The organism is Janthinobacterium sp. GW456P (assembly GCF_002127655.1).
Taxonomy (GTDB): domain Bacteria; phylum Pseudomonadota; class Gammaproteobacteria; order Burkholderiales; family Burkholderiaceae_D; genus Janthinobacterium.
Genome location: NZ_NEHB01000056.1, coordinates 1 through 10,551 on the forward strand (window position 1 = coordinate 1; position 10,551 = coordinate 10,551).

At 63.0% G+C, this 10,551-nt stretch carries 10 protein-coding genes; 2 read left to right on the plus strand and 8 right to left on the minus strand.

Translation table 11 applies throughout. The features are described from left to right. The first annotated feature begins 207 nt into the window (after window positions 1-207). Window positions 208-1,506, plus strand: a complete 1,299-nt coding sequence (locus CBW66_RS27930; protein ID WP_230492174.1) for a leucine-rich repeat-containing protein kinase family protein — start codon at window positions 208-210, stop codon at window positions 1,504-1,506. Between the two features lie 54 nt (window positions 1,507-1,560). On the opposite strand, the gene CBW66_RS27935 is transcribed toward CBW66_RS27930, so the two are convergent. Then, the gene (locus CBW66_RS27935; protein ID WP_086140772.1) at window positions 1,561-2,826 is read right to left on the minus strand and encodes a nitronate monooxygenase; all 1,266 of its coding nucleotides are present in this window, start codon (window positions 2,824-2,826) and stop codon (window positions 1,561-1,563) included. 183 nt (window positions 2,827-3,009) lie between these two features. Beyond that, window positions 3,010-3,495: a YajQ family cyclic di-GMP-binding protein gene (locus CBW66_RS27940; RefSeq protein ID WP_034759416.1), complete on the minus strand. Its 486-nt coding sequence runs from the start codon at window positions 3,493-3,495 to the stop codon at window positions 3,010-3,012. A gap of 184 nt (window positions 3,496-3,679) precedes the next feature. On the opposite strand from CBW66_RS27940, the gene murB reads away from it, so the two are divergent. Next, window positions 3,680-4,708: a UDP-N-acetylmuramate dehydrogenase gene (gene murB / locus CBW66_RS27945; RefSeq protein ID WP_086140771.1), complete on the plus strand. Its 1,029-nt coding sequence runs from the start codon at window positions 3,680-3,682 to the stop codon at window positions 4,706-4,708. Here murB and CBW66_RS27950 read toward each other — a convergent pair whose 3' ends face one another. From CBW66_RS27950 to CBW66_RS27975, 6 genes are all read right to left on the minus strand, one after another. Continuing rightward, window positions 4,709-5,023 (minus strand): pyrimidine/purine nucleoside phosphorylase, encoded by a 315-nt coding sequence (locus CBW66_RS27950; protein WP_086140770.1) that lies wholly within the window; start codon window positions 5,021-5,023, stop codon window positions 4,709-4,711. Between the two features lie 25 nt (window positions 5,024-5,048). After that, window positions 5,049-6,074 (minus strand): diguanylate cyclase, encoded by a 1,026-nt coding sequence (locus CBW66_RS27955; RefSeq protein WP_086140769.1) that lies wholly within the window; start codon window positions 6,072-6,074, stop codon window positions 5,049-5,051. A gap of 10 nt (window positions 6,075-6,084) precedes the next feature. Next, entirely contained in the window at window positions 6,085-7,137 is a 1,053-nt protein-coding gene (cheB, locus tag CBW66_RS27960; protein WP_086140768.1) for a chemotaxis-specific protein-glutamate methyltransferase CheB, read from the minus strand. Between the two features lie 10 nt (window positions 7,138-7,147). Continuing rightward, window positions 7,148-9,460: a hybrid sensor histidine kinase/response regulator gene (locus CBW66_RS27965; RefSeq protein ID WP_086140767.1), complete on the minus strand. Its 2,313-nt coding sequence runs from the start codon at window positions 9,458-9,460 to the stop codon at window positions 7,148-7,150. Next, window positions 9,457-10,143: a chemotaxis protein CheW gene (locus tag CBW66_RS27970; RefSeq protein ID WP_086140766.1), complete on the minus strand. Its 687-nt coding sequence runs from the start codon at window positions 10,141-10,143 to the stop codon at window positions 9,457-9,459. The genes CBW66_RS27965 and CBW66_RS27970 overlap by 4 nt, the downstream gene beginning before the upstream one ends. A gap of 9 nt (window positions 10,144-10,152) precedes the next feature. Continuing rightward, a partial coding sequence (locus tag CBW66_RS27975; RefSeq protein WP_367379991.1) for a tetratricopeptide repeat protein occupies window positions 10,153-10,551 on the minus strand: 399 nt, incomplete at its 5' end.

Genomic DNA, 10,551 nt, shown 5'->3' on the forward strand with positions numbered 1-10,551 from the left:
GTTGGTCCCACCCCTTCCCATCCCGAACAGGACCGTGAAACAACTTTGCGCCGATGATAGTGCTGCAACCAGTGTGAAAGTAGGTTATCGTCAGGCTTGTTATTCGAAAAAACCCCCATCGGTGATCCGGTGGGGGTTTTTTTACGTCCAATGATTGTATGCCTGGCATCGATCGCGTGCTGCCTTGAAAGGAATGTCTTGTCTGCTGTGCATACACTGGAACAATTGCGCGCTGGCCAACTGGCCGGCCTGCGCCGCCTGAAACTGTCCTGCGGATTGACGCAATTCCCCAGCGAAATTTTCGACCTGGCCGACAGCCTGGAAATCCTCGACCTCTCGTGCAACGCCTTGTCCACGCTGCCCGACGACTTGCCGCGCCTGCACAGGCTGCGCATCATTTTTTGCTCGGATAACCTGTTCACCACCTTGCCGGCCGTGCTCGGTTCCTGTCCTGCGCTGGAAATGATCGGTTTCAAGGCGAACCGGATCGACCACGTGCCAGCCGCAGCCCTGCCGCCCAGGCTGCGCTGGCTGACCCTGACCGACAATGCCATCGTATCCATACCCGATGAGCTGGGCAATTGCGCGCAATTGCAGAAGCTCATGCTTGCGGGGAATTGCCTGGACAGCTTGCCGGCCACTTTGGCGCACTGCCGCCGGCTGGAACTGGTGCGCATTGCCGCCAACCGTTTCACGGCGCTGCCCGATTGCCTGCTGTCCTTGCCACGCCTGAGCTGGCTCGCCTATGCGGGCAATCCCTTTACGCAAGCGCGGGAACTGGCGGCCCTGGCCGGTACGGGAGCTGCAGGCGTGGCATGGCAGCGCCTGCAACTGGCGCAGCAGTTGGGCGAGGGGGCATCGGGCGTCATTTACCGTGCCCGCCTCGATGGCGTGGACGATGTCGCTGTGAAAGTGTTCAAGGGGGCGATGACGAGCGACGGCTTGCCGCGCAGCGAAATGGCCGCCTGTGTCAGCGCCGGCGCGCACGCGAGCCTGATTCCCATCCTCGGCACGCTCGATGCGCATCCGCAAGATGCATCCGGGCTCGTCATGCCGCTGATCGATGTTGCCTACCGCAACCTCGCCGGGCCGCCCAGCCTGGAATCGTGCACGCGCGATGTGTATGCCGAGGGCGCGTGCCTTGACGCGCCGCACGCGCTGGCCATTGCCCATGGCATCGCCTCGGCCGTATGCCAGCTGCATGCGCGCGGCATCGTGCATGGCGATTTATATGCGCACAATATCCTGCATGCGGACGGTGGCGCCTGCCTGCTGGGCGACTTCGGCGCCGCGTCCATGTTTGTGCCGGGTTCGCCGCAAGGGGCGGTGTTGCAGGGGATCGAGGCGCGCGCCTTTGGCGTGCTGCTGGGCGAGTTGCTCGAGCATTGCACAACACCCTTGCCGGTCATGCAAGCCTTGCAGCAAACGTGTCTGCAGGACGAGATAGCAAGCCGGCCTCGCTTCGATGCGATCGAACGGACATTGCGAGACATGCTCCCCGCATAAAAAAATGGCGCAGCCTTCGCAGGCTGCGCCATTTTCATGTCAGGCTGGCAAGATTCAGCCAGGTGCCTGGATTTCTTTTTCCGGCAGGGCGATCTGGTTGTCGACGCTGAACTGGTAGTCCTTGAAGACGTGTTCGGCCGTCAGGATCTGGTATTCGCCGTTCTCGAGCTTATGCGTGGTGTCCTTCAGGCGGTACGTGTAATGGCCGCAGGTCCAGCAGTTGAAGTTGCGCATGTGCGTGCACAGGCAAGTCTTGTCCATCACGACGACGGTTTTTTGTTCCGGATGGGCCGCCACTTCGCGGTTGTAGGAGTTGATGTACGCGCAGTTGCCCGTCGCATCGAGCAGGTAGCCATATGATTCGCAGCCCGGGCGGATACCGGCGCCGATGGCGGGCGTGTTCTTCAGCATGCGCATCGGGTAGCCGGTCGGCGAGACGCCGTTGACGATGATGTCTTCTTCCGAGGCCTTGTAGTATTCCTGCTTGACCTTGTTTGGCAAGCCGCATTCCTGGGTAACGGTAAAGCGCGTGGCCACTTGCACGCCAGCCGCGCCCGCTTCCAGGAAGGAGACGGCGTCGCTGCCCGTGAAGATGCCGCCGGCGGCGATCAGCGGGATGTCCAGCTGTTCCGCTTTCAGGTAGGCCAGCAGTTCAGCCGTGATCGTGTGCAGGTCGTAATTGGCCCAGTCCATGCCGAAACCCAGGTGGCCGCCAGCCAATGGTCCTTCGACGATGATGAAGTCGGGCAAGCGGTCCAGCTTGGCGTTCTTGCGCAGGAAAATCTGCAAGGCGCGCACGGACGAGACGATGATGCCCAGCTTGGCGTCACGGAAACGTGGATGGTCGGCCATCAAGGCGAACGAGCCGAAGTGCAGTCCGGCCGACAGCGTGATGCCATCGATGCCCGCGTCCAGCGCCGCGTTCAGGCGCACGCGCAAGGTTTCGCGCGGACCATTCATCGTCAGCTTTTCCATGCAATTGACGAAGATCAAGCCATCGCCTTTTTTCGCTTCCATGGTCTTGCCGATATGCAAGCGCTGCGCTTCCGCCAGGCGGCCCAGGTCGAACTGCACCACGGCCTTGTCGCTGTTATTGATGTTGAATTTGTACAGTTTCGTCTTGTCTTTGACGAAGGTGGTGTCGAAACGGCGATCCGACACGTCTTCCACCATGGCATCGGAGATATGCCCGATACCGTTCAGCCGTGCCGCTTCCAGGGCCAGCTCCGACGTGGAAATATCCACACCCATTCCGCCTATCATGATGGGCACATATTCTTTTTTGCCAAATCGCAGGCGGAAATCATCAACACGTTTCATTGCTATCCTTAGACTACCGTGGTTATCACTGAGCCAGATGTACGGTCAAGCCCGCTGCCGGTCGGGCGCGCGGGCGCATGTAGCTGTGCGCAGCTTCAATTCTACCCCAAGCGGGCAGGTGCTCCGAGGCAGCTTGCCGCCATGCCGGTGCAAGCGCAGGCCGGAGCGTGCGCATCTTCGAAATTAATCGCGGAAATTGTTAAATTCCAGCGGCATGTCGGGCACGTCCTTGCGCAGCATGGCCATGGCCGCTTGCAGGTCGTCGCGCTTGGCGCCCGTGACGCGCACGGCTTCACCCTGGATGCTCGCTTGCACTTTCATCTTGCTGTCCTTGATGACGCGCACGATTTTCTTCGCGTCATCCGATTCGATGCCATTCTTGATCTTGATGATCTGCTTGACCTTGTCGCCGCCGATCTTCTTGATGTCGCCTTCGTCGAGGAAGCGCACATCGACCTTGCGTTTGGTCAATTTATTGGTCAGCACGTCGCGCACCTGGCTGAGCTGGAATTCCGAATCCGCGAACGCGGTCAATTCGTTTTCCTTGTGTTCGACGCGGGCATCGCTGCCCTTGAAGTCGAAGCGGGTCGTGATTTCCTTGTTGGATTGCTCGACGGCATTCTTGACTTCGATCATATCGGCTTCGGAGACTACATCAAATGACGGCATGGTCTGTTCCTTTTCTTGTTAAAGCGAGCGCGCGCTCGGCGCGCTGGGCCTTGGCGGCTGATTCTGCGCCATGGAAGGCCCTGTTAAAGATGCGACATTTTAACGGACAACGGGCAAGTCGCCCTTGTCCTGAGGTGGTTTTTTGTCGCTTTCGCTCTATAATCGAGCAAAATTTCCCTATCCCATGCATCCAGAGCTCACCATCGAACACAATTACAACCTCCAGCGCCTGAATACCTTCGGCATCGCGGCCAATGCGGCCGCCTATGTACGCATCACTTCGCAGGCCGATTTACAGGCCGCGCTGCAAGATCCCGCCTTGTCCGCCATGCCGCGCCTGGTACTGGGCGGCGGCAGCAATATCGTGCTGACGGGCGACTTTCCCGGCGCCGTGCTGCACATGGCCACGCGCGGCATGCGCCTGGCGCAGGCGGACTTCGAGACGATACTCGTTACGGCCGCGGCCGGCGAAAACTGGCACGATTTCGTGCAATGGACCTTGGCGCAGGGCGTGGGCGGGCTGGAAAACCTGTCCCTGATCCCCGGCACGGTGGGCGCGGCGCCTATCCAGAATATCGGCGCGTATGGCGTGGAAATCAAGGATTATCTGCATAGTGTGAGCGTCATGCACAGCGCCAGCGGCATCGTCTTCGACATGGACCGCGACGCCTGCCGCTTTGCCTACCGCGACAGCATCTTCAAGCAGGCGGACGGACGCGAGCTGATCGTACTGGAAGTGACGTTTGCCTTGCCCGCCGAGTGGCAGCCGAACTTGCGCTATGCGGAACTGGCGCAGGCCGTGGCCGAGCGCCATCTTGCCGAGCCGACGCCGCAACAGGTGGCCGACACGGTGATGGCGATCCGCCGGAGAAAGTTGCCGGATCCGGCCGTGATCGGCAATGCGGGCAGTTTCTTCAAGAATCCGGTGGTCTCGCGCGAACAGTGTGCGGCCTTGCTGCAGCGTTTTCCTACCCTGGTGCACCATGCGCAGCCCGATGGCACGGAAAAGCTGGCGGCCGGCTGGCTGATCGATCAGTGTGGCTGGAAGGGAAAAAACCTGGGGCCCGCGGGAGTGTATCCCAAGCAGGCGCTGGTTCTGGTGAATAATGGCGGCGCTCGTGGCGCGGACATTACCCGGCTGGCGGAAGCGATACAGGATGATGTAGAGGCGAAATATGGCGTGCGCCTGTCGCCCGAGCCTGTGTTTGTCTAATTACCCAAAGTGGCAGACGTAGTCCACGGTCTCGACGGTTTCAATATCAAAATAGCTATTGCCCGGGATGTTGAATTGCGTGCCCGCGCCATAGCTGTGCCACTCCGTCGCGTCGGCCAGGCGTACCTTGCACAGGCCGCCGACGATTTCCATGATTTCCGGCGCGCCCGTGTTGAAGCGCAGCGATGACGCGAAAATCACGCCCACGCTTTTCTTCGTGCCATCGGCCAGGATGACGTTGTGCGAAACGCATTTGCCGTCAAAGTAAATATTCGACTTCTTGACGACGCTGACATTGTCCAGTTGTGTGCTCATGCTTCACTTTCCTTGCTGTTAAAAATCAGTCTCGGACGTCATCGGCGCTCAGCACGCTGTTGCGTCCGCCGCGCTTGGCCGCGTACAGGGCCTGGTCGGCGCGGTTGATCAGTTGCTCGACCGTCGAGTTGGGCGACGGCACGACGGTGGCCACACCGATCGAGATAGTGACGATGCCGGTGCCTGCCGCGGGGTTTTCGATCTGCAAGCCTTCCAGATGGCGCCGGCATGCTTCGGCGATCAGCAGCGCGCCGGCCTCTTCCGTTTCCGGCAGGATCAGGGCGAATTCTTCTCCTCCGTAGCGGGCGGCCAGGTCGGCCGGGCGTTTCAAATGTTCCGTGAGCACGGCGGCAACTTTTTTCAGGCACAGGTCGCCCGCCAGATGGCCGAAATGGTCGTTATAGCTCTTGAAATGGTCGATATCGCAGAACAGCAGGCTCAGCGGTGCCTTGTCGCGCTGGCCCCGCTGCCATTCAAAATGCAAGGTTTCATCGAAACGGCGGCGATTGGCGATGCCCGTCAAGCCATCGAGGGCAGCCAGTTTCTGCAATTCAATGTTCGCGTCCGCCAGGTTCTTTTGGCTTTCGCGCAGGAAACGAAAAGCCTGGTCGCGCTGCAGGCGGCTGATGTGTGCGTTGGAGTGGTAGCGTATGCGCGCCAGCAGCTCCAGGCGATCCGGCAGTTTCACCACATAATCGTTGGCGCCGACGGCAAAGCTGTGGGCCTTCAGTTTCGGGTCGTCCTTGGCCGACATCACGATCACCGGCACGTGCGCGAGCGCCGCGTTTTCGCGATACTGCTGGATCAAGGCGAAGCCGTCAATGCCCGGCATCACCAGGTCTTGCAGGATGACGGTCGGTTGCAAACGCAGCGCCGTGTCCAGCGCCTGCGTGGCGTCGGTCACATAATGAAATTCGATATCCTGCTGGTCGCTGAGCATGCGGCGGACTGCCTCGGCAATGATCAACTGGTCGTCCACCAGCAGCACGCTGACCTTGAATTCGGTCAATGCGGGTTCATGCAGGGTGAAGCTGGAGGAGAATTCTGGCATTGCATTCTTTTCAGATGTTAGGGGAGGGCTCCCACCCATTGTTGAGTTTGGCGCCCAGGCGGCTGCGCAGGCTGGCGCCTATTCTATCCAATGGCAGGATTTGCTGCGCCGCATCGAGTTCGGCCGCCGCGCGCGGCATGCCATACACGGCACTGCTGGCCTGGTCTTGCGCAATCGTCGTCTTGCCTGCGCGGCGCATGGCCAGCAAGCCGTCGCCGCCATCGCGCCCCATGCCTGTGAGCAATACGCCGATGGCATCGCCGCGCCAGTGCTGCGCCACGCAGTTGAAAAAGACATCGACGGACGGGCGGTAAACATAGTCGCGCGGTGCTGCATCGTAACCCAAACGATAATTTTGATCTAGCAGCAAGTGGTCATTGGTCTTGGCGATCAGTACCGTGCCGGACACCAGTTCATCGCCTTCGGCGATCACGCGCACGGGCATGCTGAGCTGGTCGTCGAGCCATTTGGCGAAGTGCGAGGCGAAGGTTTCATCGATATGCTGCACCACCACGATGGCGCAGCCGGGCGGCGCCGTCCAGCCGGCCAGCACCTTGGCCACGGCCGAGGGGCCACCCGTCGAGGCGCCGATGGCGACCAGGGTCGATACCTGGCCGTCGCCCCGTTCACCGCCATTGCCGTTCGCCGGGCGCGGCGGCGGTGCTTCGGCGCTGTGGCGTATCAGCTTGCCGATGGTCTTGATCTTGGCCAGCAGTTCGCTGTCGCCGCCCACTTCCCCCTGCAGCACGGGCGTGGCCGTGACGTCGAGCGCGCCCGCGCCCAGCGCGCGGAAGACCTGGTTGACATTGTCCTGCGGCCGGCCCGTGACGACCAGGATGGCGCACGGGCTCTGCTCCATGATCAGGCGCGTCGCTTCCACGCCATCCATCTCCGGCATGTTCAGGTCCATCAGGATCAGGTCGGGGCGGTTGCCCTCGCACATGCGCACGGCCTCGAGTCCCGTGCGGGCGATCCACAGCACCTGGTGTTCCTGCGTACTGGCGACCACCCGGCGCAGGGCCTCGGCAGCCATGGCGACATCGTTGGCAATGGCAATTTTCATGAATGACAGCTCATAAGCGGGCATCTCCTATCAGGTCGGCCACCGCGTCGAGCAAGGTCTCGTCGTGGAAGCTGCCTTTGGTCAGATAATAATCGGCGCCGGCGGACAGGCCGCGCGCGCGGTCTTCCGGCCGGTCCTTGTACGAGACGATCATCACCGGCAGCTTGTGCAGGTGCAGGTCCTTCTTGATCAGCGAAACCAGTTCAATGCCATCCATGCGCGGCATGTCGACGTCGGTGATCACCAGGTCGTACTCGCCGCTGCGCACCACGTTCCAGCCGTCGATGCCGTCGATGGCCACGTCGACCTCGAAACCGCGCGCCAGCAGCAGCTTGCGCTCCATCTCGCGCACCGTCAGCGAATCGTCGACGACGAGGATGCGCTTGGCGCGGCGCTGCTGCGCGTGGCCGGCCTGCGCCAGCTGGTGCAGGCCGCCTTCATGCAGCAGCTTGTCGATCGACAGCAGCAAATCGGGCACGTCGAGGATCAGCACCGGTTCGCCGTCGTCGAGCAGGGCGGCGGCGGAAATGTCGCGCATCTTGCCGAGGATCGGATCGATGGCCTGCACGGCCAGGCTTTGCTCGCCGCGGATGGCGTCGACCACCAGCGCATAGCTTTGCTTGCCACGCCCGATCACCACCACCGGCAAGTCCTCGGCCTGGCTGGCCGCTTCGCCCAGTTCCAGTACCTGCGCCGCCGATACCAGGCCCAGATGCTCGCCCTTGAGTTCGAAGAACTGCTTGTTTTCCAGGGTATGGATGGCCGCCTGCGGCACGCGCACCACGCTTTCCACCTTGACGATGGGGATGGCGTAGGCTTCGCCGTGCACGTCGACCACCAGCGCGCGCACGATCGATTGCGTCAGCGGCAGGGTGATCAGGGCGCGGAAGCCGCGGCCCGGTTCCGATTCCAGGCGCACCGTGCCGTTTTGCTGGCGTATCGTCTCGTGCACGATGTCGAGGCCCACGCCGCGTCCGGACAATTGATTGGCCGTCGCCTTCAGGCTGAAGGCGGGCAGGAACAAAAATTCCAGCAGCTCGCCCGGCGACAGCGCGGCGGCCATGGCGGGACTGGCCATCTTGCGCTCGATGACGGACTGGCGGATTTTTTCCAGGTCGACGCCGCGCCCGTCGTCGCTGATCTCGATGCTCAGCATGCCGGCGCGGTGGCGCGCCTCCATGCGTATCGTGCCCAGCGCTTCCTTGCCCGCGTCGATGCGCTCGTACGGGCCTTCCATGCCATGGTCGATGGCATTCCTGAGCATGTGGTTCAGCGGGCTTTCGATCTTCGCCAGGATGTCGCGGTCGACCAGGGTGTCTTCGCCTTCGATCTCCAGCTGCACTTCCTTGCCCAGGCTGCGCGCCAGATCGCGCACCATGCGTGGAAACGCATGGATGCCGTCGCGGAAAGGGCGCATGCGCAGGGCCAGCACTTCGTCGACCATGCCTTGCGAGACGGCCAGCAGGCGCCGTTCATACGTTTCGATGTCGGCGATGTGCTCGAGCATGAACTGCTTCAGGGGCTGCGTCTTTTGCAGCGCCAGCAAGGACTTTTCCATCAGGCCCGGGTCGGCCGAACGGGCAATGGCTTCGTGCAGGTGCTCGATGGCGGAAAACAGGCTGCTCTGGTTGCGCTTGAAGCGCTGCAGGGCACCGACGAACGGATGCATCTGGTGCGCATTGATGCGCGATTCGCTGGCCAGCGACAGCAGTTTGTCGAAGTTTTGTGCCGCTGCCTTGGCCGGTGCGGCACCCGTGCGCGGCGCAGGCGCGGCCGCCGATTCAGGCTCTTCGCCTGCCAGGCCGCTGGCGACGGGCGCCTGCGGCTCGGCCGCTTCTTGCGACAAGGGGGCCGCTGCCGGCGCTGTCATGGGGGCCGGCGCCGAAGGCAGGGCCGGCAATTCGGGCAGGTCGGCGATGCCGGCGATGGCGTTCAGGGTTTCGTCGATCTGCGCCGCATTGGCGGCCAGCCACGCTTCGGCGCCCGCGTCGTCCAGGCGCGACAGCTGCACGATCAGATCGACGCCCGACAGCAGCACGTCGACCCGTTCCGGCGTCAGTTTCAGGCGGCCGTGCTGGGCGGCGACAAAGCTGTCTTCCATGCCGTGCGCCAGCTGCACCACTACCTGCAGGCCGACGATGGCGGCGGCGCCCTTGATCGAGTGCGCCGCGCGCATCATCGCTTCGATGGCCGCCGCGTCGCCCGCATGGCGCTCCATGGCCAGCAAGCCGTCGGTGAGAATCTGGGTCTGGCTGTCCGCCTCCATGCGGAACAGGTCCAGCATGGAAAAGGCACTCAGGTCGCCGTGCTGGTCCTGGCTCATCGTAATAGTCTCGCAAGTTGAAAGCCGATCAGCGCCGTGTCGAGGCAGCCGATGCGCATGTCGCCCTCGGTGATGACGCCGGACAGGAAGCGCGACAGGCCCTTGTTGATGGTGGCCGCCGGCGCCTGCACCTTGGCCGAGGCGTAGCGCACGATGCCGTGCAGGTCGGCCACGGGCAGCGCGTAGGCCTGCTCTTCCCAGCGCAGCAGCAGCAGGCGCGCAAACGTGTGGCGGCCCTTGGCCGGCGGCGCGCCCTGTTCGTCGATGCCCAGCAAACTGGCCAGCGACATGCATGGATACAGCTTGCCGCCGATATTGACGATGCCGGCCAGGCCGCCCCCGCTGCGGTGCGGCAGCACGTGCGGCTTGGCCTGCGGCGCCACGGCGTCGAACACGCGCGTGGGCAGCGCCAGCCATTCGCGGCCGATGCGAAACACCAGCGCCGAACTGTCGCGCACTTCGCCGCCCGTATCGATCTGGCGGAAGTGGCTGGCCCAGTCGCGCCGATAGTGTTCGTCCACGGGCCGCTGCAGGTTGCGCTGGGCGGCGCCCGCGTACACGTCGCAGTTGCGGCAATGCACGTTGGCGGGCAGCCTGGGGCAGCTCTGGTCGCCGACCACGCCGATATGGTTCCAGCAGTCGTCGATGGTGGCGGGGGACTCGGTGGCGATGCGGTTTGTCATGCTTGCCCCTTAGTTGGACGCCTGGCGGCGCTGGTAGATGCGCGCCGCGCGCGCCTTCAGGGTGGCGGCGGCCGTGTGGTTGCCATTGCGTTCGGCCAGCAGGGACAGGTGGCACAGCGCCTCGTAATGGTCGGGCTGCAAATAAATGCAGCGGCGCCAGTAGTCGTCGGCCAGGTCCATCTTGCCGGCCAGTTCATTGATGATACCCAGCATGAAATACGCTTCCGCCGCTTCGGGGGCGCGTGCCAGGTGGGCGTGGCATTTTTCTCCCGCTTCGCGCAACTGGCCGCGGTCGGCCAGCAGGCGCGCCTCGGCCAGCAAATCGGCTTGCGCTGCCGGTGCCGGCGCGGGCGATGGCACGGACACGGGGCGCGTGCGCGGCGCCGCCGGCGCTGCGGAAGAGGGGGC

Bases quoted from the DNA above. Each gene is read 5' to 3' on its own strand.
- cheB (WP_086140768.1), bottom strand. From the start codon at position 7,137: ATGAAAATTGCCATTGCCAACGATGTCGCCATGGCTGCCGAGGCCCTG.
- CBW66_RS27965 (WP_086140767.1), bottom strand. From the start codon at position 9,460: ATGAGCCAGGACCAGCACGGCGACCTGAGTGCCTTTTCCATGCTGGAC.
- CBW66_RS27950 (WP_086140770.1), bottom strand. From the start codon at position 5,023: ATGAGCACACAACTGGACAATGTCAGCGTCGTCAAGAAGTCGAATATT.
- murB (WP_086140771.1), top strand. From the start codon at position 3,680: ATGCATCCAGAGCTCACCATCGAACACAATTACAACCTCCAGCGCCTG.
- CBW66_RS27955 (WP_086140769.1), bottom strand. From the start codon at position 6,074: ATGCCAGAATTCTCCTCCAGCTTCACCCTGCATGAACCCGCATTGACC.
- CBW66_RS27970 (WP_086140766.1), bottom strand. From the start codon at position 10,143: ATGACAAACCGCATCGCCACCGAGTCCCCCGCCACCATCGACGACTGC.
- CBW66_RS27935 (WP_086140772.1), bottom strand. From the start codon at position 2,826: ATGAAACGTGTTGATGATTTCCGCCTGCGATTTGGCAAAAAAGAATAT.
- CBW66_RS27940 (WP_034759416.1), bottom strand. From the start codon at position 3,495: ATGCCGTCATTTGATGTAGTCTCCGAAGCCGATATGATCGAAGTCAAG.